Source organism: Hyalangium sp., from assembly GCF_045802625.1.
In the GTDB taxonomy this organism is placed as follows: domain Bacteria; phylum Myxococcota; class Myxococcia; order Myxococcales; family Myxococcaceae; genus Hyalangium.
This window is the reverse complement of sequence record NZ_JBJMQP010000032.1, coordinates 1-21,293: the sequence shown is the minus strand read 5'-3', so window position 1 is coordinate 21,293 and position 21,293 is coordinate 1. Positions and strand designations below refer to the sequence as shown.

The 21,293-nt window shown below is 67.9% G+C and carries 17 protein-coding genes; 6 read left to right on the top strand and 11 right to left on the bottom strand.

All coding sequences use genetic code 11. From position 1 onward, the window contains the following. Positions 1–33 precede the first annotated feature (33 nt). The 5 genes from ACJ8AT_RS05315 to ACJ8AT_RS05295 form a co-directional block, all read right to left on the bottom strand. Complete coding sequence (locus ACJ8AT_RS05315) at positions 34–2,055, bottom strand: ATP-binding protein (RefSeq protein WP_407736490.1); 2,022 nt, start codon at positions 2,053–2,055, stop codon at positions 34–36. A gap of 168 nt (positions 2,056–2,223) precedes the next feature. Further along, complete coding sequence (locus ACJ8AT_RS05310; protein ID WP_407736489.1) at positions 2,224–3,399, bottom strand: hypothetical protein; 1,176 nt, start codon at positions 3,397–3,399, stop codon at positions 2,224–2,226. Between the two features lie 2 nt (positions 3,400–3,401). After that, positions 3,402–4,136, bottom strand: a complete 735-nt coding sequence (locus tag ACJ8AT_RS05305) for an ImmA/IrrE family metallo-endopeptidase (RefSeq protein WP_407736488.1) — start codon at positions 4,134–4,136, stop codon at positions 3,402–3,404. Further along, a complete protein-coding gene (locus ACJ8AT_RS05300; RefSeq protein WP_407736486.1) occupies positions 4,133–4,510 on the bottom strand; it encodes a hypothetical protein in 378 nt (125 codons plus the stop codon). Before ACJ8AT_RS05300 ends, ACJ8AT_RS05305 begins: the two co-directional genes overlap by 4 nt. Beyond that, positions 4,497–5,102, bottom strand: a complete 606-nt coding sequence (locus ACJ8AT_RS05295; protein ID WP_407736484.1) for a hypothetical protein — start codon at positions 5,100–5,102, stop codon at positions 4,497–4,499. Before ACJ8AT_RS05295 ends, ACJ8AT_RS05300 begins: the two co-directional genes overlap by 14 nt. Before the next feature lie 277 nt (positions 5,103–5,379). Here ACJ8AT_RS05295 and ACJ8AT_RS05290 point away from each other — a divergent pair, with 277 nt between their 5' ends. Continuing rightward, positions 5,380–6,183, top strand: coding sequence for a GNAT family N-acetyltransferase (locus ACJ8AT_RS05290; protein ID WP_407736483.1), 804 nt, complete (start codon positions 5,380–5,382; stop codon positions 6,181–6,183). Positions 6,184–6,299: 116 nt separating this feature from the next. Further along, entirely contained in the window at positions 6,300–6,950 is a 651-nt protein-coding gene (locus ACJ8AT_RS05285; protein WP_407736481.1) for an iron-containing redox enzyme family protein, read from the top strand. Positions 6,951–6,992: 42 nt separating this feature from the next. Here ACJ8AT_RS05285 and ACJ8AT_RS05280 read toward each other — a convergent pair whose 3' ends face one another. Both ACJ8AT_RS05280 and ACJ8AT_RS05275 read right to left on the bottom strand, forming a co-directional pair. Next, positions 6,993–8,051 (bottom strand): response regulator transcription factor, encoded by a 1,059-nt coding sequence (locus ACJ8AT_RS05280; protein ID WP_407736479.1) that lies wholly within the window; start codon positions 8,049–8,051, stop codon positions 6,993–6,995. 351 nt (positions 8,052–8,402) lie between these two features. Next, a complete protein-coding gene (locus tag ACJ8AT_RS05275) occupies positions 8,403–9,827 on the bottom strand; it encodes a hypothetical protein (RefSeq protein WP_407736478.1) in 1,425 nt (474 codons plus the stop codon). Between the two features lie 251 nt (positions 9,828–10,078). On the opposite strand from ACJ8AT_RS05275, the gene ACJ8AT_RS05270 reads away from it, so the two are divergent. Beyond that, positions 10,079–12,856 (top strand): Hsp70 family protein, encoded by a 2,778-nt coding sequence (locus ACJ8AT_RS05270; protein WP_407736476.1) that lies wholly within the window; start codon positions 10,079–10,081, stop codon positions 12,854–12,856. A 105-nt stretch (positions 12,857–12,961) separates the two neighbouring features. On the opposite strand, the gene ACJ8AT_RS05265 is transcribed toward ACJ8AT_RS05270, so the two are convergent. The 3 genes from ACJ8AT_RS05265 to ACJ8AT_RS05255 form a co-directional block, all read right to left on the bottom strand. Continuing rightward, complete coding sequence (locus ACJ8AT_RS05265; RefSeq protein ID WP_407736475.1) at positions 12,962–13,462, bottom strand: hypothetical protein; 501 nt, start codon at positions 13,460–13,462, stop codon at positions 12,962–12,964. A gap of 227 nt (positions 13,463–13,689) precedes the next feature. Beyond that, positions 13,690–15,510 (bottom strand): bifunctional metallophosphatase/5'-nucleotidase, encoded by a 1,821-nt coding sequence (locus tag ACJ8AT_RS05260; RefSeq protein ID WP_407736474.1) that lies wholly within the window; start codon positions 15,508–15,510, stop codon positions 13,690–13,692. A gap of 45 nt (positions 15,511–15,555) precedes the next feature. After that, positions 15,556–16,812: a myxosortase-dependent phytase-like phosphatase gene (locus ACJ8AT_RS05255; RefSeq protein WP_407736473.1), complete on the bottom strand. Its 1,257-nt coding sequence runs from the start codon at positions 16,810–16,812 to the stop codon at positions 15,556–15,558. A gap of 290 nt (positions 16,813–17,102) precedes the next feature. On the opposite strand from ACJ8AT_RS05255, the gene ACJ8AT_RS05250 reads away from it, so the two are divergent. Further along, entirely contained in the window at positions 17,103–17,519 is a 417-nt protein-coding gene (locus ACJ8AT_RS05250) for a hypothetical protein (protein WP_407736471.1), read from the top strand. A 39-nt stretch (positions 17,520–17,558) separates the two neighbouring features. Here the strand turns inward: ACJ8AT_RS05250 and ACJ8AT_RS05245 are convergent, their stop codons facing one another. Next, complete coding sequence (locus tag ACJ8AT_RS05245) at positions 17,559–18,650, bottom strand: glycosyltransferase family 4 protein (RefSeq protein ID WP_407736470.1); 1,092 nt, start codon at positions 18,648–18,650, stop codon at positions 17,559–17,561. 41 nt (positions 18,651–18,691) lie between these two features. Here ACJ8AT_RS05245 and ACJ8AT_RS05240 point away from each other — a divergent pair, with 41 nt between their 5' ends. Both ACJ8AT_RS05240 and ACJ8AT_RS05235 read left to right on the top strand, forming a co-directional pair. Beyond that, the gene (locus ACJ8AT_RS05240) at positions 18,692–20,935 is read left to right on the top strand and encodes a glycosyltransferase (RefSeq protein ID WP_407736469.1); all 2,244 of its coding nucleotides are present in this window, start codon (positions 18,692–18,694) and stop codon (positions 20,933–20,935) included. Then, positions 20,932–21,293: hypothetical protein (locus ACJ8AT_RS05235; RefSeq protein WP_407736468.1), on the top strand; the 362-nt coding region annotated here is incomplete at its 3' end. The genes ACJ8AT_RS05240 and ACJ8AT_RS05235, both read left to right, overlap by 4 nt.

Here is a 21,293-nt window from a genome sequence, read left to right as displayed (position 1 = left end):
CCAGCACGAACTTGCCCAAGTGACCTCGCGGTATCAGTCCACGAGCAACCGCTTCACGGGGGCAGGGTCCACGGTGATCATCAGAGGCCGTTTGAAGGAGCTGAACGAGGCGATGGCCTGCCCGGGGGCAAGCCGGGGGACACGGCTCCAGAGGCTCTCGTCGATCCCGCCCACGGACCTCTGCATCCGGGAGATGACAATGCTGTCGGTCATCTTGTGGATGATGAAGTTGTTGAGCAGGCCGAGCACCTCGGTGGGCAGGTGCTGGGGTAACTGGGTAACGAAGACGAGCCCCAACCAGCGCTTGCGGCCGCGCTTGGCGATGCGGGCTACCTGCTCGAAGAGCACCGGCATCTGCGTGATTCGACTGGCCGAGAGGAACTCGTGGGCCTCCTCGATGATGATGAGAACCGGATCGACGGGGCGGTTCTGCTCCTGGGCTCGCTGGTAGCGCTCCTCCTGCCGCTCCTGGAGCCCCCGGAGGATGTCGGCGATGACGAGGTTGTTGAGCTGGGGCGAGTCCGTGTCCGACAGATCGATCACCGACACCCGCCCCGGGGTCAGCATGGAGTCATAATCCACGCCCGGTGCGGCTCCCACGTCGAAGACCTTGAGGCGCCGCAGGCTCAGGAGCCTGCCAAACAAGACCCTCCAGCTCACCTCGTTCCGACTGCTCTGCTCATGCACTCGGGCAAGAACCCGGTGCATGTGCTCCTTGAACTCGCTGAAGAGCTGAGGACCTTTGGAGGGTGCCGTCTCAGCGGCCAACTCCTCGGTGTTCTCACTGGACAAGGGAGCCTGCCGGGAGGCCCCCTTGGCCTTGGGCTTGCTCTCAGCTCTTCCCTCACTGCTCAGGACATAGAGGTACGTGTTCACGACATCCAAGAGGTGCTGGAGGGTCATGCGCGGATAGCCCGTGGAGAGCTCATCGAGTTCCAGCAACTGCCGATGCTCGTCGGGAGTCTTCGGGAAGATCTTGAGATCTTCCAACAACAGCTTGGTGACCTCATAGGCCTTGTGGAAGCGCTCCTGCTGCGCGTCCGTCATCTCGAGGATCTCCGCGATGGCGTGGGGTGAGAGGCTCGAGAAGCGCAACGCGAAGGGATGCCGGTGCTTGTGACGGTGGTTGCGGGTGTCACGGCCTGTCAGGTGATGGATGTGCAGATCCTTTACCCCCTCGGGAGATTGCCTCCTGCGCATGAGTGACGCGAGCATCGTCGGCTCGTCGGTGGCTTGATCCACATGGGTGTATTCACCTTCCACATCGAAGACGATGGTGGCGACTCCAGAAGCTTGGGCACGGTGGACGAGCGTCGCGACGGTGGTGGACTTGCCAGCGCCGGTGGTCCCGATAATGCCCGTATGGCGGGGCAGGACGGACTTGTCCAAGGCATCGATACGCGCCTCCATCTGCTTGTAGCCCACGACCATCCCAAGGCACAGCTCTCCCTTCAACCCAAGGACGTGCTCGCTCTCTTCATCATCCAGCAGGAAGACGGGGCTCTTGGGACGGGGACGGTGGCCGGGAGGAATCAGCTTGCTGTCGCTCTCCTCCCCAAGGAGCTCGATCTCGGCCCGGCCGTGGTAGTCAAAGGTGTAGGAGAGCTTCTTGCCCTGGACGACCACTCCCACGGCAATGTTGGAGTTGGCGGCCACGGCATCCGGCTCAGAGAAGGGACCGCGGACGACTACGCCCAAATAGGAGCGCTTGTCTTCCAGGGACTTCACCCGCACGAGAGTCTGTGAGGGCAACTTGTGCAGATCGTCCCGGGTCATCAGCACGGTGATGAGGTTGTCCTGACTCGACGCTGTGTCGAAATGAGTGAACCCCACCGCGTTCTTGAGTTCAGGATCTAGCTCCGCCGCAGCCTCATCAGCCTGGGAGCGCAGCTCGGTGAACGTATCGAGCTCCGCCTCTGGAAGCTTCCGGAGAACCTCTTTGGGGCTGCCGTCGGGCTCCGGAGGCTGCGGTACACGTGCCTCCGTTGGCCGAGGTGTCTGGCGTGTACCAGCAGTCGGAGGGGACGTCGTCGCGGGTAGCCGACCTTCCCTCATGGCTCCTGCCGCGGACCTCAGACGCGTAGACCTTTCAGGCAGGACTCCCTCTGCGGAGTGAGGAACCTCCCTGGGATCTCCCCCCACGACTCGCGAGGGCCTGTTGCCCCGTGATACCCCCGAGGACTTCGGAGAATTGTCATCCGCCATGTCCTACATCTCCCGCCGCTACCAGTGGCGCTCGTTGAAGTACTCGTACTTGCCACCCGCTCGCGTGTAGGCATCCCGGACAAAACCCTGGAAGGAGTCTGTGCCAAACACGCCCCGGCAGGAGGAGTCTGCAACCTCGAGCAGCATGGGGAAGCCCCGCCTGGGGTGGATGAGACTGTCCGCCATCACGATGTGTGCCGCGACATGCACATGCTCCCGGTGCGCGAAGAAGAGACAGGGTGGTGCGTGCGCGGAGGACCGGAAGAGGCCAATGAGAATGTCCCGGCAATACTTCTTCACGAAAGCGAGCGCCTCGCTTCTGATCTCCTCACTGGGATAGCCCCAACGCTCGACAAAGTAGGCGCTGTCGGACTCGATCGACCGGATGATGGCGTATTCACCTGCCTGAAGAGCGTGTCCGAGTGTCAGGTAACCTCGCTCCTCCATGGCATGAGGGACGAATACGAACTTCTTGTGCCCTCCGATGAGCCTGCTCAACATCTTGAGGGAGGCCATCAACAGGCGGGGATAGCCTGAACCGGAGAGCAATTCCCGGGAGCAGGGGTTGCCCTGGCCGATGCGCCACTCCGCCTGGGCCTTGTCCAGGAGGATGGCCCGCTCGGCGTAGTCCCGAAGTCCTCGGCGCGCGAGCATGGACAGAATGTCGCGGCGCCCCATTCCGGAGCGCTCGTGACGCTCGCCCATGCATTCCATGGCAGCTCGGACCGGATCCTCGTCCTCCGTGGATAGCTCCTTGCGGAAGAGGCGCTGGGAGAAAGTTCCAGACGTGCCGCCATAGCCAACGACGGCGACACCCAGCTGGGTGATTCCCAGAGGCAAGCTGTCATGGGAGGCGACGATGCTGGTCACTGCCTCGACCCGTCCCGGGAATAATAACGCCTCGAAGACAGTCCGCAGCCGCTCCTCACTGGCCGGATAGACGCCCGCTACGTCGAGCTTGGTGTGCTCCTTGAGCTTGCGAAGAATCTCGGTGCGGACAGTCGCCTGGATGGTCTCCTCGGCTGTCGCCGAATGGGAGATCTGTGCCCGGATGTCGGCAATCAGTTTCTCGATGTCCAGCCCAATCGACCAGGTGTTGAGATCGATCGTGGATTCCAGGTCCTCTTTGAAGCTCGACCGGTAATCATCATCTCCAATGAAGCGCCCTAGTCCCCCCGTGCCACCACGCGCCATGCTCAGTCACGCTCCTCATCATTCTGTACGCACGTCAAGAAGGGACGCCGGGAAGGCCGCTCCAAGAGCAGCCACCACGCATAGGTTCGCGCCTCTCTCGCCGGCAGCCCGAAACGGGACATGAGCTCGGCCTCCAGTTCCTTCCGCCCAGCGTGTTTGACCAGAGGAAGAAGCTCCTGCCGAGGCGCCAATAACTCGAAGGCGAGACGGTCCGCTCGCTGCTCCAACTCCATCACCTGCCCCGTGCGGGGCTTTCCCTTATCGTTGCGGTCCATGAAGTTGGCTTGGGTGCGGTAAGGAATGCGCTCGAACACAGAGGACAACTGTTCAGCGACGGTGGGCTCCTGTTCACCATTCAGCACTGGGAGGATGCTCTTCCCCCGCGCACGCAGAGCCCGCAGCCGGGGTTGGAGATGGTCGAGGACGAAATGGGCCACTTCATGCGCCAGCGTGAAGCGCTGCTCGTCCGGCCGGTCCGTGCTGTTGAGGAAGAGCACGCCCGCACCTGCGTGGGCCACCGTGAACCCATGCTTGAGATCGCTCGTCCCCACGAGCCCCCCATGCGCGCGCTTGTGAGACACTAGCCACTCGAGCCCCTTCCGGGGAGTGAGGCCCGGCAGGGGAACCACGGTGAGCTTCAACGCCAGGGGGATGTCCTCCGCCAGATCCCTGGGAAACACGGTGGAGGCAGGCAGGCCGCAGTCCTTCACAGCTTCTTGCAGCCAGCCTTCACTCATGAGTTCGTCTCGTCATCGCTGGAGTGATCTCGCGCCGCCAGCAGGTAGGTGTCATCACGCACGGCGGACCCTCCCTCTTCGTCCGCAGGAAGAATGTCCAACACCTCGACCCGCCTGAGCACCGCCGCGAGCCGACGGGGATCCACTGCGAAACGGTTCTCGATCATCCGCAGGTGCTCGGCGAAGCGCTCCTGCACGGGACGCCGACACAGGGAGAGTTCATCGAGCACCTTCAGGGAGCAGCCCAGCATCGCAGCAAGATCCTCGGCGGATTTGCCTTCATGCTTCCGGTATTGCTCGAAGACGTAGCCAAGCGATGCGGGGTCCTGCGCGCTGCGTTCAGCCGCGACCTTGAGCCACTCAGGGGTCGTCATCTGAATCCTCCTTTCCGAAACGTTCCAGCAGCTTCATGAGGCGGTCCCGGTGCCGCTTCGCCTCCAACTGCCGGTCCTCCTTGGACATCGGGGGCAACCGCAAGACCTTCGCCACCTCCTCGGTGGAGCCCTCTCCAATCAGGAAAAGCCGGAGAATGGCCTTGTCCCGCTCGTTCAGAATCTCCCCTTTTTCCAGCAGATCCACGAGCTGCCTCACCCTCACGTAGGTCTCCATCCTCTCCATTGGATCCTTCGGAGTCCTCAGCAAGAGTTCGACATCGCCCTGTCTTTTATCTCGGCGAGCCTGCGCCTGAACGGAGCGCCACCGGTCCACCGCCTTATGCTTGGCCACCCCCATGATGTATGTGAACGGGTGAACCTTCTGGGGATCGTAGCGCTCCGGCCACTTACGGTAGGCCAACACCGCCTCAAGGGCGGCATCGCGGGCGACATCGACGTCGTAGCCAATCCCCTCCAACTTCTTCGCGAGCCGCTCCATATACATCGGGAAGACGTCGAAGTAGGCCAACGGATCGTGATCCAGGAGCCGTTGGTGCAAGACCATTTCCTCTTCCAGTGATGGATTGCGCATCCCCTCTCCTCGCCAGGACTCGGTCGCTCATGCACTCCATGCGTCTCACCCAGTTCTTCGATGCAGCGCCGTGGAGTTCGACAGGCACCTCGCGCGTGAAGTTCAAGGGTGGAGCATTCGGGAGATCGACGCCTCTACCCCCTTGGGGGGGTTGACAAACGCAACCTACTCCATCCCATCCGCCCGAACAAAAACGAAGACCGCAGCGAACTCGAGCCTCTGGCCCCGAACATTTTCGTGAAGGCACGGCACGACGCCGGGCCGTCAGGAGGAGTTCATGACAACACTGACTTGTCACATCGCCACCACCCAGCAGCAGCTTGATGATGCGCTGCGCGTGCGCTGGGAGGTCTTCGGTACGGAGTTGGAACTGCTCGAACGCCCGGCCTATACCGTGCCTCGGGAGAACAATGGCTTCGACACCCTGGCGACCACCGCCCACGTCATCGTCTACGCGGATGGCGTGCCCGTGGCCACCACCCGCCTGTTGCTGCCCAACCCCGAGGTGGCCCGCGCTACCGGAGGCCGGCTGGGCATCGATCTGGAGGACAAGGTGGACCTGTCGGACCTAGGGGGCCCGAACATGGTATTCGCCGAGACCACCCGCTTCTGCATCCTCAAGGGCTGGCGCCACTCCGCGGTCCTTATGTGGCTGTACGCTGGGCTCCATCAGGAGAGTCGTCGCCGGGGAGTGACGCACTGGATCGCCTCCGCGAATACGGAGACGGACTCGGCCGAGGACGCGCGCATCCTCTTCCAAGTGGCGACCCACCAGGGCCTGCTGAGCACCTGGTGGCGTGCGCGGACGCTCGCCTACCCCAAGTCCCCGGATGCGCCGGCCGCGCCTATCTACACCCCAGAGGAGAGGGAGCGCGCTCGACAGGGACAGCTCGAAGGCTTGTGCCTCCCCCGAGTGTTGTCGCTTTTCTCCGGCAAGATGGGGGCTCGTTTCATCGCCGAGCCCCTCTATGACGCGCGCTTCCGCCGCTTCTCCCTGCCACTCGTCGCGGCGCTCAATGATGTTCCCGCCAGCACGCGGGAGTTCTTCGACAAGATGACCGCCCGCACCTCGCGCATCTGAACCGCGCCGCTCGCGCCCGAATCACCCTTCCCACCCACTTTACATCAACACCCACGGTCCCCATCCCGGGACCCGAACAGGAGACGTCCGTGAACTCGCACACCGAATCACCCTCCATGATGAATTGGCTCACCGCACTGGAGCACGAGGCGCGTACGCTGCTTGAGGAACTGGACACTCACCCTGAGGCGCGGCGGCTCTTCGACGGCAGCGTCGATAAGGACCGCTACGTCCACTACCTGATCCAGACGTACCACTACGCGCGGTGGACCACGCCGCTGATGGCCGAGGCGGGTCGGCGCATGAAGCGCCTGGGCCTACACCCCCAGTTGGGGAACCTGCTCCTGCAGAAGTCCAACGAGGAGCGCGGGCATGAGCGCTGGCTGTTGGCGGACCTGAAGAACCTGGGCTGGTCGGCCGACCGCGTCGAGCGGCAGATGCCCACCCCCGCAGTCACTGCCTATGTCGCCTGGAACCGCTTCACCTCGCGCTGCGGCCGGCCCGAGGCGTTCCTCGGCACGGCCTATGTGCTGGAGTACCTGTCCGTGCACCGCGCCAGCCAGTCGGTGGAGCGGATGCTCGCGGCCAACACCATTCCCAACATCCGTAAGGCCGTCACCTTCCTAAAGGCGCACGGCACCGAGGATGAGAGGCACGTGGAGGAGCTGACGTCGCTGCTGAGTCCCCTGATAGACCGGGAGGAACAGACCGCGCTGCTGCTGTCCGCACGCACCACCCGTGTCCTCTACCTGGGCCTCTTCACGTAGGGGGCACGAGAGAACACAGCGCACACCGCTTGAGGAAGTGTCTCAGCGACGCAGGGCCAGGGCGATGAGTCCGGCCCGGCCAGACACATGCAAATTCTTGTAGGCCGACTGGACGTGCTCCTTTGCCGTGTCCTCGGCGATACCGAGCTTGGCGGCGATCTCTTTGTCCGCCAGGCCCTGAACAACGAGGGCTGCCGCCTCGAACTGTCTGGACGTCAGTATCTCCCGCCACTTTTCGGGGATCACATGGACCTCCTCCAGCCGTAACTCCCATAGGTCGCGGCCATCGATGCGAGGCAGCCGGGTGAAGCATACCTCTAAGGTACTCATCTCCCGCTTCTCCCTCCACGAGTGCGTGGTGGGATTGAGAAGGACGCTCCCCGCCATGAACGCGTCCATCCGATCTCTCCAGGTCCGAGGGATTCCCCACTCGTCCCGGTCAGATCGCGAGGGGAACCATTTCTCCAGCAACGCTGTGACGGTTTCCGTCCGGAAGAAATCCCGCCGCTGGGCATCCAACACGATGGCATTGGTTCCCTGCTGGCGAAGCAGTTCCTCCAGGAGTTGGTTGTGAGAGGACAGCGCACCGAATCGTGCGAAGTTCTGGAACGCCCCCGATAGGGCGGGGGTGAGTCCTTGCAACAAGCGCCGACTCTCCGCGGAGAAAGGTCTAGCTCGCTCACTGTACAGCGCGACCGCACCACTACCCACTTGGTGCTCGGGAGCCAGCAAGACCGCGAGGACATGCCGCAAGCCCAAGTGCGACTCCCGGCTGCGTCGATACGTCTCCGTCTCCTCAAGCTTCCGACCCCGAAGCATTTCCGTGTCGCTCGAAGCGATGTTGGGATGTTGCGAGAGCCAACGGAAAACGAAGTCGTCCTGGTACCACTGGTAATAGCTCTGGAGGAAATGCTCCGTCGTGCTCGCCTTCCAATCGAACCCCGTGGGCAGTTCCGGATGCATTCGGCAGAACGCCACATGGTCCGCTCGAAAGAGCTTCGCCAGAAGTAACTCCGTGCGCTCCTGTAACTGCGCGAGGCTCTGTGATCCGACCAGCCCGCACGTCAAGTCGAGGAACGTCTGCTGCGGCAACCGGCTCATGGTCACGGCTCCTCCATTGCCCGAGGCGTGGCCCCCCTACGGCTCACCCGACCTGGGAGGATACCGCGCACCGCTCTGCAACCGGAAGGCCCCATGTCGCACCGCCCTACTCACGCAGGGGGACGTCCCCAGTCCCTCAGTGCACGTGTGTCGTCTCGACTGTCTGAGACCGGACTAAAGGAACCACTCAGTGGGTCACTCGAGCCGTGAGCTTGTCCCGGTTCAGTGCCTGTCACGGGCTTCTCGTGCGCCCTGGGAGACCGGGGAAGACAGGCCAGAAGCCCAGCAATCTCAATGGCGTGGCCTGTGTCTCCGAGGCGATCAAGCGCGCCTTGGAGCGGCCCATGGGCCTCACCTCGGCGGGCGGAAGACGTAGGTGAAGACCGGCTCGGCGCGCGCGGGCAGGTACTGCGCGTCCTTGAATGCGAAGTACGCATGGCCCGCGACCAGCTCGTCCTTGAGCGAGTCCTGGACGATCGTCACCTGGGTGGCGTGCCCTTCCTCGTCCACCTGGACGCGGACCTTGAGCACGCCCGAGAGCTCCGGCTTCTCCTTCAGCCGCTCCATGTAGACGGCCACCAGCCCCAGCGACACCCGGCTGTAGATCTTGTCCTCCGCTCCCTTCGCGGGAGTGGCCGGCAGGTGGAAGCGCTGCGCAAGCGCCTCGGCCTCCGCGGCGGCCTCCGGCACCGGACTCTCGGGAGCCGCGAGCGCGGCCCGGTAGAGCTCCAGCGCCTCGCGTAGCCGCTCCTGCTTCACGAGCAGCCTCGCCCGGCGCACCAGGAGGTCCGCGCGCCGGGGCGCCCGCGTCGCGGCCTGCACCAGCAGGGACTCCTCGGCGGCGGCATCCGCGCGAGCCTCCGCCAGCTCGGCCAAGCGCAGCAACGGCGCCGGATCGGTGGTCTGCACGGCGGCGAGCTTCGTGAGCACCTTCTCTTCCGCCGCCGCGTTTCCCAGCTCCGCGTAGAGCGGCGCCAGCCTGGCGAGCTCCGCGGGATCAGCCCCGCCCAGGGCGACATACCGCTCCCAGGACTGGACGGCCTTCTGCTTCTCTCCGACCTCCAGCCAGAGGTTCGCCTGGAGCCGCTGCGCTTCCTTGTCGTAGGGCTTGAGCGCGACGAGCTTCTCCCCCGCCTCGGCGGCCGTGCGTTGATCATGCGCCTCGCGCGCCAGCCGGGACAGCACCTGCAGGGCCTCGGGCTGATCCGGCCACCCCTCCACCGCACGCGCCAGCTCCTTGCGGGCCTCCGCCTCCCGCCCCTGCTGTCTCGCGAGCAGCAACCCCAGCTCCGCGCGGATCCAGGGCTCCTCGCGCGAGCTGAGCGCCTGGCGCAAGCGAGCCTCGGCCTCGGTCAGCTGCCCCTTCGCCTGGAGCCGGAGCGCCTCGGCCCAGAGCGCGGGCGCGAAGTGCGGATCCTGCTGGAGCAGCGGGGCGATCGTCCCTCGCGCCTCCTCGGGCATCTTCCAGCGCACGTAGATGAGCGCCATCCCCACCAGGGGCCACGGGTTGTCCGGGTGCTGCGACGAGAGGCCCTTGAGCTCGTTCCAGCACGTGTCCGCCGGGAACGCGAGCCACGCCTTGTACACAGAGAGCATCTCGTCCGAGGGGTGCTCCAGCGCCTGCTCCTCGAGCTGCATCCGCAGAGGGCTCAGCGAGCCACGAATGCGCGCGGATTCGATCTTGCGCAGCATGTCCATCACCTCCGCCTCGGGAGGCAGGTCCTCCTTGCCCGCGCTGGCGAGCGGCGCGGCCAGCAAGGCGAGCAGGAGGGCCACGGTGCGAAGAGGCGAGGAGGACGGCATGACGCGCGCGCGAAGAAGGAAGGCCACTCGCCAGGAGAAGGGTCAGCCCCTGGTTTCCTGGAATTCTACCTATTCTGGCTTGCTCCCGCTCCTGGGCGCCAGCGTCGAGCTGACGGAAGCGTCCCGGACTGGACGGCGCCCCCGGCTCGCGAGCTGCGCGGTCACCCCCCCTGTGCAGCCACTCGGCGCCAGCGCATTACTGTAAGAAGCGGCACGGGAGGCATATGCGCATCATCGGCATCGATCTGGGCACCACCCACTGCGCGGTCGCGTCCGTGGACCCGGCACGCGGGGCGGGCGCCCCCATCGAGGATTTTCCCATTCCCCAGCTCGTCCGGCAGGGAGAAGTGGCGCCGCGCCCGCTGCTGCCCTCGTGTATCTACGTCCCCGCGGGCCACGAGCTGGCCGGGGAGTCACTGAAGCTCCCGTGGGGCGAGGCCGGCCCCAACGTGGTGGGCGAGTTCGCTCGCTGGCAGGGCGCTCGAGTGCCCGGCCGGCTCGTCGCCTCCGCGAAGAGCTGGCTGTGCCACCCGGGCGTGGATCGCTCCGCTCCCATTCTTCCGTGGGGCGCTCCCGTGGAGGTGGCCAAGCTCTCGCCGGTGGAGGCCAGCGCCCTGCTGCTCTCGCACATGGCCAAGGCGTGGGACTTCGCGCACCCGGAGGCCCCGCTGGCCCAGCAGGAGGTCGTCATCACCGTCCCCGCCTCCTTCGACGAGGCGGCGCGCGCCCTCACCGTGAGCGCCGCGCGCAAGGCGGGCCTGGAGAAGTTCACCCTGGTCGAGGAGCCGCAGGCGGCCTTCTACGACTACACCGCTCGCCACCGCACGGATCTGGCGAAGGTGCTCGCCCACGTGCGCCTGGTGCTCGTGGTGGACGTGGGCGGTGGCACCACGGACTTCACGCTCGTGCACGCGGGTGTCTCCCCCGAGGGCCCCATGCTGCGGCGGCTCGCCGTGGGCGAGCACCTGATGCTCGGCGGCGACAACATGGACGCCGCGCTCGCCCGCCGCGTGGAGGAGAAGCTCCTCTCCGATGGCCGGCGCCTGTCCGCCACCCAGTGGACCCAGGCCATCCAGTCCGCGCGCACCGCGAAGGAGGCGCTGCTCGGCCCGAACCCGCCGGAGCGCTACGGCATCTCGCTGGTGGCCGAGGGCAGCCGGCTGCTCGGCGGCGCGCTGTCCACGGAGTTGACTCGGGCGGAGGCCGAGGGGCTCGTGCTCGATGGCTTCTTCCCCCTGTCCAGCTCGGCCGACAGGCCCCGGCGCGCGGCTCGCATGGCCCTGCAGGAGCTGGGGCTGCCCTACGCTCAGGACGCGGCGGTGACGCGCCACCTGGCCGCCTTCCTCGCCCAGCACGCGGCGGGAGGCTTCGCGGCGCTCGGCGAGGCTCCTGCCTCCGAGGGCGCCCTGCCCCGCCCCGACGCCATCCTCCTCAACGGCGGCGTCTTCAACTCGCCCCGCATCTCCGAGCGGCTGGTGGACGCCATCTCCGCGTGGTGGCCGAACGCGCCGCGCATCCCCCTGCTGCGCCATGACTCGCTGGAGAAGGCGGTGGCGCGCGGGGCGGCGTACTACGGGCTGGTGCGGCGCGGCCACGGACTGCGCATCGGCGGCGGCGCGGCGCGCGCCTACTACGTGGGCCTGGAGCGCCCAGCAGACAGCGGCGAGCAGCCCGTGCTCTGCCTCATCCCCCGCGGCTTCGAGGAGGGCCAGGCGGTGGACCTGGGCGAGCGCCCCTTCACGCTCACGCTCGGGCGGCCCGTGCAGTTCACCCTCTACTCGACGACGAGCGACCGCATCGACAAGCCGGGAGACATCGTCCCGCTGGCCGAGGATCTCAAGCCGCTGCCGCCCATCCACACGCTGCTCAAGGGGGCCTCGGGGAAGACGGCGGAGGTGCCCGTCCACCTGCGAGCGGCGCTGACGGAGATCGGCACGCTGGAGCTGTTCTGTGTCTCCAACGTGGCGGATGAGCGCTGGCGGCTCGAGTTCGAGCTGCGCGGCTCGGGCTCGGGCCAGGACCTCACCGTCACCGAGTCCATGCCCGCGCGCTTCGCCGAGGCCAAGGAGAACGTGGAGCGCGTCTACGGCAACAAGCCGCTGCCCATCGGCCCCAAGGACGTGAAGCAGCTGTCGAAGACGCTGGAGAAGGTGCTCGGCCCGCGCGAGACGTGGCGCGTGCCCGTGCTGCGCGAGCTGTGGAGCTCCCTGTTCGCGGGGGCCAGCAAGCGCCGCCGCTCGGCGGACCACGAGCGCGTCTTCTACAGCCTCGCGGGCTACACGCTGCGCCCCGGCTTCGGCTATCCGCTGGATCACTGGCGCGCCGAGCAGACCTTCGGGCTCTTCGAGCAGCTCGTGCAGTTCCACACGGACAAGGCGGTGTGGATCGAGTTCTGGGTCATGTGGCGGCGCATCTCCGGCGGGCTCACCGAGGCCCAGCAGGCCAAGCTCTGGACGTACCTGGAGCCGCACCTGGCGCGCAAAGTGCCGCCGGACGCGCCGCCCGGGGGCAAGCTCAAGGGCATCGTGCCCGAGGGCCTGGACGAGATGGTGCGCGCGGCCGCCTCGCTGGAGCACCTGCCCGCCGAGCACAAGGCGCAGCTGGGCGGCTGGGTGGCCTCGCGGCTGCGCGCCGAGGCGAAGTCCGGGGGCCCCTGGGCATGGTCGCTCGGGCGACTAGGCGCGCGAGTACCCCTCTATGGCAGCAGCCACAAGGTGGTGGACGTGCCCACGGCCGAGGCCTGGCTCACGCTGCTGCTGGAGCTGGACCTTCGGCGCATCGACGGCGCCCCGTTCGCGGCGGCGCAGCTGGCGCGGCTCACCGGAGACAGGACGCGAGACATCGATCCAGCGCTCCGGGCCCGGACCGCCCAGGCGCTCACCGCGGCGAACGCGGCCGAGACCTGGGTGCGGATGGTGAACGAGGTGCTCGCGCTGGAGGCCGCCGACGAGTCGCGCGCCCTGGGCGACACGCTGCCCGCGGGCCTCCGGCTGTCGATGTAGCCACCCCGGCGGATCGGCTCCGCCTGGGTGCCTCGCGCGCGGGCAGATCCCTCCCGCAAGTGGAAGCGAGCTTCCACCTCAGAGGGGATCAGGGCTCGTGGGCGCTCAGCCCTCGGACGGGGCCGGAGCGGGCTCGGCCGCGGGCTCTTCCTCGCCCCCAGCCTCCTCCAGCTGCGAGTCCGCCAGCGCGACGCCGGCGATCGCGGACTCCGGGAGCTCGGCCTCGGCGGCCATGGCCTGGAGCGCGACCGAGGCGTCCTCGGCGGCGGTCGCGGTCACCTCAGGGGCCTCGGCAGCCTCGGGGGCGGTCTCGACCACGGCCTCCGCCTCGCCCGCCTTGCCCTTGGGCTTCTTCGTCCCGGCGCCCGAGCGGCACGTGCGGCACCACGGCTGGTTCCGGATCGCGCCATCCGCCATCTTCCGCAGGCCGAACTGCGCCAGCGGCTTGAGCGTGCGGCACTTCAGGCACATCAGCGAGATGAGCACCTCGTGCCCCTCCGCGTCATAGACCGCCGACTTGCGCTTCTTGCGCGGCTGACCCGGCTCGCGCGGCTTGGCCTTCTCAGGCGCCGGAGGCGCCATCATCGGGGTCACCTTGTAAAGCATGTCATCCCTCCCGAACTACCGGCACGTGCCCTGGTCTCCCAGGCTCGGACAGAACCCTCCGACCGAGCACGGCATGCCCTAGAGTAAGGAGGAAATCAGGTTTTGGAAACTGCTCCCAGGCCGAAAAATCGGCCCGGGGGACGATTCCACTGAAATCTCGCCGAGTTGCGGGGCAACTCCCACCCCCGCTCGCTCCCTCGCCCTACCCGGCAGGGAGTTCGGATCCGCTACGGCTCCTGGGACGGTGGGCACTCCGCGGCGCTGCCCACGTAGGAGATACGCCCCAGGGGGGGCGCGGTGAGCGGCGCCTTGCGGCTCTGCCAGTAGGTGATCAGCTCATCCCGGAGCGTCCCGGGCCGCGTCTGACCGAGATCAATCCGCCCGGGGGGGAGTTTATCGAGGCCAGGGGCCAGCCCATCTCCACCCCGAGCGAGGAAGTCGGGCATGGCGACGCGGTAGAGCTTCGCCGGCTCCAGGGGCTTGCCGTCGGTGAACGTGGCGCCCTGGAAGCGCTCCGGTCCCTGGCAGCGGGCCACCGTCACCTTCAGGCCGGAGATCTGAAACAGGCCCTTCCTGCCGCCGTAGGCGACCTGGAGCAGGCGCTTCAGCTCGTCCCCCGACAGGGTGACGATGGACAGGGTGTTGTCGAAGGGGAGCACCTCGTAGACATCCCCGAAGGTGAGCGGGCCGGCGTCGATGTCCGCGCGCAGACCTCCCGGGTTCACCAGCGCCACGTCCGCGTGAGCCGCCTCCCGCAGCGCGTCCGCGAGCACGTCCCCGAGCACGCTCTCGCCCTGGTAGTCACGCTTGAGCGCCACCGGGACATCGACGCCGAGCTCGCGGTGCTGCTCCTGCTCCACGCGTGCGAGCGCCGGGGCGATGAGCGCCTCGATGGAGGCATCCGGCACCACCGGCGCGCCGAGGAAGGTGGCGGGCCCGAGCTTCACGTCCGCCTTGTCCTTGAGCTTGCGCCCATCGCACGAGCCGCTCGCCGCGTCCACCTGGGCGCAGAGGGGGATGCCCGCGTGGATCTGCGTGCGCTCCGGCAGCACCTTGTGGGTCTTCGGATCGACGAAGAGCTCGAGGTAGCCGAAGGACCGGCCCAGTCCATACGTCTCGATGACGGGCACGTCGTGGAGGAAGTGCCCCATGACCTGGTGGGTGTGCCCGGCGATCACCGCGTCCAGGGTGCCCGGAGGCAGCGCATCCATGGCCGAGTAGATCTCCCCATCCTTCATGTCACAGCTGGAGAGATCCCTCGGGTTCTCCAGCCGCGGACACTTGCCGCCCGCGTGCATCACGCCGAGGACGAGCTCCGCGCCCCGCTCGCGCAGGCTCCGAGCGGCCTCCACGGCGGCGGGGGCCAGGGGCTCGAAGCGCAGGGAGGTGACGTTGGTGGGGTTGGTGGTCGTCGGAGTGGACGGCGTGGACAGCCCCACGATGCCCACCTTCACGCCCTGGACGGTGACCAGGAACGTGCCGTCATTGCCGAGCCACGCCGGGTGCTTGCCGGTATCGGCCTCGCGGATGTTGGCGGAGAGAAAGGGGAAGCGCGCCTGCTGGATGCGGGCCTTGAGCGCGCCCAGCGGATCATCTCCGGGCTTGGCGGGGACGGGGGAAGGTCCCACGGGGCCATAGTCGAACTCGTGGTTGCCGACCGCCGCGGCGGTGACCCCGAGGCGGTTGTACGCGTCAATGACGATGGAGCCCTCGGTGAGGTTGGACGCGAGCGTGCCCTGGAAGAGATCGCCGCCATCGAGCCACAGCACGCCGCCCGGATTGTCCGCGCGCAGCCGGGTGACATAGCCCGCCAGGGTGGCGACGCCTCCCTCCTGGACCTCCCCTCCCGCCTTGAGCGGGGTGCGCATGGGAGCAATCCAGCCATGCAGATCATTGGTGCCCACGATGGTGAGCCGGATGGGCCCCGAGGGAGCGGCGGCGGCGGCCGGAGTCGGCGCGGCCGTCGAGGGCTCGGCGGGCTGGGGAGCGCTACGGCAGGAGGCGGCCGCGAGGGCCACCGTCACGAAGAGGAGACGGAGTCGAAGCATGGGGGCGGGCACTTCAGCGCGGAGCCTGCCCGCTGGCAACCGCCATCACGCCTGCCGCCGGCGGCTGCGCAGCGCGAGGCCCACGACCACGAAGAGGAGGGTGCCAGGCACCGAGGCCGTGGCACACCCGCAGCTGCCGCCCGTGTCCGAGGGAGGGAAGGTCTGCCCCGAGCCCGGCAGGGTGCCCGTACCGGTGCCGCCGTCCGTGCCGCCGTCCCTGCCTCCATCGGTGGTTCCGCCATCGGTGCCACCGTCCAGCTGGCTCGTCTGGAGCGAGGGAGTGAAGGCGTTGGCCAGGTTCGCCCAGGACACGAGCTTGTCGTTCTGCATGGGCTCGTTGATCGCGTCGTGGACGGCCACGAGCCCGGCGGGGAAGTTCGGCCCCAGCGGCAGGGCGGTGGCCTCCACGGTGGTCGGGCCGGTCACCTCGTCGATGCCGCCATCCCGGACGACCGCGAAGAAGCCCACGTTGGCGTGGGGTGGCTGGCGATCGTAGACGAGGACCTGGTCCCCGCCGGCGCTCGCGGCGAGGAGATAGCCCTTCGCGTTGGGGAGCGCATAGAGCCCCAGCCCCCCGAGCGGCGCCGTGAGCGGGGAGGTGGCCGTGGCGACGCCAGTGCGCGCGGTGCCCGCATCCGGTTCGGCGGAGTAGCGCCAGATGCCCTGGTTCTGCTGGGCGACGAAGAGGAAGCCCTGCTGATCATCCGCCACGGCGCCCGCGATGGCGCCGCCCACGTCGAAGCTGCGCACGGGCACCGCGTCCACGCCGCCATCCCCGCTGGGGCGCAGCTCGAGCTGCTGCATGGTGCCGGAGGTGTTGGAGATAAAGGCATAGAAGGTGCCGGTGGCGGCGCTGCGGTACAGCGTCACCGTGCGGGGGGCGAAGCTCGGCACGATCAGCGTGCCCGTATCCACCCGGCGCAGCTGCAGTGAGATCGGATCCACCACGTACGCGGTGAGCGCCTGGAGGGTGCCATTGGCCACCACCACGAGGGGTGCGGTGCCTCCGGGCAGGGAGAAGCCGTCATGCACGTCCACGCCGTAGGCCACGCCGTCGGACAGGAGCGCCTGCCACTCGCTGCCATCGAGCCGGAAGGTGATGAGGCCCACCGCGGAGTCCGCGACGATGACGAGGCTCTGGCCTGGAGTGCCCGAGTTGGTCCAGAGGGCGACATCCTGGGCAGCATTGCCACCGCGGACGACCGGCTGGGTCTCGGCCACGGGCCCGACGTTGACCGGCTGAGCTGCGACGGGCAGTCCAGCCAGGACCACGAGCACGGCGAGAGCGGTAGGGATGCGCATGACGGCCTCCTGGGGTGCGCACCTACCTAGCCACGTGGGAGGGGGGGCGCAAGCGATCCGCCGTGCCAAGAGTTGGCGCAAGTCAGAGCGCCGGGCCCGGGCGGGCGGCTTTCGCCTCAGGAGACACTTGGGGCGACTCCGGATCCTCTGAAGTGGAGGGGCGGCCGAGAGCACCCCGTCCACGGCATGCACTCCCAGAAGGTAGGAAGAGAGGACCCAGCGCTCTCGAAGTCATTGTCTCGCTTCATGGCTGGGAGCATGACACCCAGCCCATCTCCTCTGTGGAGATCATGCTGAGCCCCTTCGCGTTCCTCCGCGAGCCGGAACAGGGTGAGCGGCGCGCCGAGCACCTCGTCTCCTTCGTGCGCGCTCTCGCCTCCCGCCTCCCCCTCACCTTCGGCCTGGGCCACAGCTTCACCGATCTCTGCTTGAGCACCGATCCGCTTAAGAACCTCTCCCCTGAGCAACGGGAAACGCTTGTCGCCGCCTTGGGAGCCTTCCTCGGCCGCTACTTGGTGGAAGTCCTCGGAGGGCGCTGGCTGCCGCGCAAGAAGCTGGAGGAAGCTGCGGTGGTGGTGGGCGACAAGGCCTGGCTGCCCTTCCTCCGCGCCCGCCATTCCCTTCAGGGGCCCGATGCGCCTCTGGACTTCTCCTGCTCTCAGCTCTTCCGCACCGCCCAACGAATCGCTCGCGCTCACTCGCACTGAAGAGGCAGCCCTACGAACAGTGGTGCTCTCCTTCGGGCATCACTCCTGATGTGCAGCCTCATACACCGCAAGTGTCTGCTCCGCGGCGCGCTTCCAGGTGAAGTCCGCAGCACGGCGTCGGCCCTTCTCCGCCCAGCTCCGCCGCTCCTCCGGAGAGCGCAGCAGCCGGTCGATGGTCTCCGCCAATCCCTCCGCGTCGTCTGGGCCCACCGCGGGAGCCGCGGCTCCGCACACCTCGGGCAGTGAGCCCACGTTCGAGACGATGGTGGCGGTCCCCAGCCGCATGGCCTCCAACGGGGGCAGCCCAAACCCCTCGCCTCGCGACGGAAAGACGAAGAGGGCCGCGCGCCGCATCAGCTCGTAGAACACCGGCGCGGACTGGTAACCCAGCGGACGGATGTCGAAGCCCTCGGCGCGCATCCGCCCCACACGCATCTCCACCGCTCCGGAGCCGAACCAGCTCTGTCCCGCCAGCACGAGCGATGCCGTCCGCCCCCGGGCCCGCAACCGCTCCAGGGCGTCCAGCACCAGCCCCACGTTCTTGCGCACGTCCAGCGAGCCCGCGTACAGCACGAAGTCCTTGGGCAGCGCCAGGGCTCGCACGAACGCCTCGCCCGTGACGTCCAGGCGCTCGGCATCCACGTGGTCCACGCCGTTGTGCACCACCTCCGTGCGCCCGGCCGCCTCCGGGAAGCGCGCCAGCAGCTCGTCGCGCGTGTGCCGACTCACGCAGATCACCCGATCCGCGACCATCAGGCTCCGTGCCAGCCACAGGCGGAACTGCCACCGGAACGCCGTGGACACCGTCTCCCGCATCGTCAATGGGATCAGATCGTGCACCGTGACGACGTACGCCTTGCCCGGCGCTCGCGTGAGCGGGAGGTTGAAGTTGCCGAGCGCGTGGAAGAGCCGTGCCTGGGAGCCCCTCAAGTCCCTCGGCAGGCGGGCCAACGTGTAGCCCGTGCGCCCCATCCGCCCTCGCGGGTGCTCTCCCGAGACTCGCGCGCCGAAGCGCTCCAGTTGGACGCCCTCCCCTTCCAGGGCCGAGGCCAGACACCGGGTGTAGAGGCCGATCCCCGTCGTTGGCTCGTCCCAGAGGCTCGCGTCGAAAGCGATGGGGCCGATGGACACGGGGCGCCTCATACCACGGGCTGTGATAGGCAAGGCGCCCCATGGCGGTCCATCAGTTGATTCCCAGCTTCGTCGCGGGTGATGCCTCCGGACAGGCCGCGCTGCACCTGCAGTTGCTCCTGCGCCGCATGGGCCACTTCGGCGAGCTCTACGCGGGCGAAGTGGGCTCCGGCCTCGAGTCCCTCGCGCACCCCGTCTCCGCGCTGCGCCCCGCTCCAGAGGATCTCGTCCTCTACCACCATGGCATCGCCTCGCCGCTGAGCAGCCACCTGATGCACCTGCCCTGCCGCCGAGGGCTCGTCTTCCACAACATCAGCCCCGCGCGCTTCTACACCGGCACTCCCCTGGCCGAGGCGCTCGTCTCCGGACGGGCCCAGCTCGCCGCGATGGCGCCCTTCGTGGAGGTGGCCCTCGGCGTCTCGGACTTCAACTCCGCCGAGCTGCGCGCCGCCGGCTACCGCAACGTCCACACCGTCCCCCTCTTCATCGAGCCCGAGCGCTTCTCGCGAGCCTACGCGGATCCGGCCATGCACCAGCGTCTGCAGGGTGCCCGCCCCACCGTGCTGAGCGTGAGCCGGGTGGCGCCCCACAAGCGCTTCGAGGATCTCCTCGCCCTCCACCGGGAGCTGCTACGCCTACGGCCCCAGGCTCGCCTCCTGCTGGTGGGCGGCTACGAGGCCGGCAGCCGCTACTTCAAGTCCCTCCTGCGCACCGCCCGGGAGCTGCCGGGCGTCCACTTCCTGGGGCGGCTGAACCACGCTGAGCTCGTAGCGGCCTACCGCTCCGCCCAGGTCTTCGTCTCCATGAGCGAGCACGAGGGCTTCGGCGTCCCGCTCATCGAGGCCATGGCCGCCAAGGTGCCGGTGCTCGCCTTCGGCGCCGCCGCCGTCCCGGAGACGCTCGGTGGCGCGGGCATTGCCTTCGATCAGAAGCACTTCGCCTTCCTCGCCGAGCTGGTCGCCGAGGTGAGTGACAACCCTTACCTGCGCCACCGCCTGATCACGGGCCAGGCCCGGCGCCTCGCCCACTTCTCCGCGGAGAACACCCAGCGGGCGCTGGCGAAGGCGCTCGGAGAAGAGGCCCCCTCCCGCTCCAAGCCGCGCCGGACCGTACGCAAGCCCCAGCGCCCGCGCGTGGCCATCGTGGTGCAGCGCTACGGCGAGGTGACCGGAGGCGCCGAGCGCCATGCCCAGCAGCTCGCCGAGCACCTCGCGCCCCACTGGAACCTCACCCTGCTCACCACCTGCGCGAAGAATCACCTCTCCTGGGAGAACGTCTTCCCTCCGGGGCCGGATCGCGTGGACGGGCTGCCGGTGCTGCGCTTCCCCGTGACGCGCACTCGCAACATCCGCCCCTTCAACACCCTGTCGAAGAGCGTGTTCAACCACAGCCTCGAGCGGCTGCGCGAGGAGCACTGGGTGGCCGAGCAGGGCCCGCTGTGCCCGGGGCTGCTCGCCCACCTCGAGACGGCGCGCGAGGAGTACGACGGCTTCGTCTTCTTCACCTACCTCTACGCGCCCACCGTGTGGGGCCTGCCCATGGTGGCGGACCGCTCGCTGCTCGTGCCCACCGCGCACGACGAGCCCCCCATCCGCTTCGGCGTGTACGCGGACGTCTTCGAGCGCCCCCGCGCGCTCATGTGCAACACCCCGGAGGAGATCTCCCTCATCCAGCGCTACTACCCGAAGCACGCTCGCGCCCGCGTGGTGGGCGTGGGCGTGGATCGCCCGGCCGCAACTCCGAAGCGCTTCCGCGAGAGGCACGGCATCCACCGCTCCTACCTGCTCTACGTGGGCCGCCTGGAGGCCGGAAAGGGCATCCCCGAGCTGCTCTCCCACCACCGCGCGCTCCGAGCCCGGTACGCGGATGCGCCGGACCTCGTGCTCGCGGGCGAGGCTCACATGGACGTCACCGGCCAGGGCGTGCGCTACGTGGGCCGCATCGACGAGCAGGACAAGCACGACGCCCTGGCGGGCGCGCTCGCTGTGGTGGTGCCCTCGCGCTTCGAGAGCCTGTCGCTGCTCACGCTGGAGGCCTTCGCCCAGTCCACGCCAGTGCTCGTCAATGGACACTCGGACGTGCTGGTGGGTCAGGTGGAGCGCAGCGGCGCGGGCCGGGCGTACAAGGATCTCGACTCGTTCATCACCGGCCTGCGAGAGGTGGGCAACGAGCGCAACGCCCTGGGCAAGAAGGGCCTCGCCTACGCGAAGCGGTACTCGTGGCCCAAAGTCGTAGCCGCCTATCAGGAAGAGATGGATCGCATCCTCGAGGAGAAGCGCCGATGAAGCTATTGGGCCGAGACATCCCCGCGCGTGAGCTGATCTCCCGCATCGAGGAGCGCCTGCGCGTGCGCGGCCTCCCCACCTCCGAGGCCGCCGAAGTGCCCGAGGAAGGCGTCGAGCCCCGGGTGGATCCGCTGTCCTTCAACCTCCAGGCGCTCGAGGAGCACACGGACCCGACCCGGCCGATGCCGCTCCACACGCACCGGGGCGGGGTGGGCCAGCTCGTCGTGGTGGCCAAGTGGGCCTTCCGCACCACGTGCCAGGTGCTCATCAACGAGACGCTCGCCCGCCAGCGCGTCTTCAACGGCCACGTCCGGGACTCCTACGCCCAGCTCTCCGCCGAGGTCCTCCGCCTGCGCCG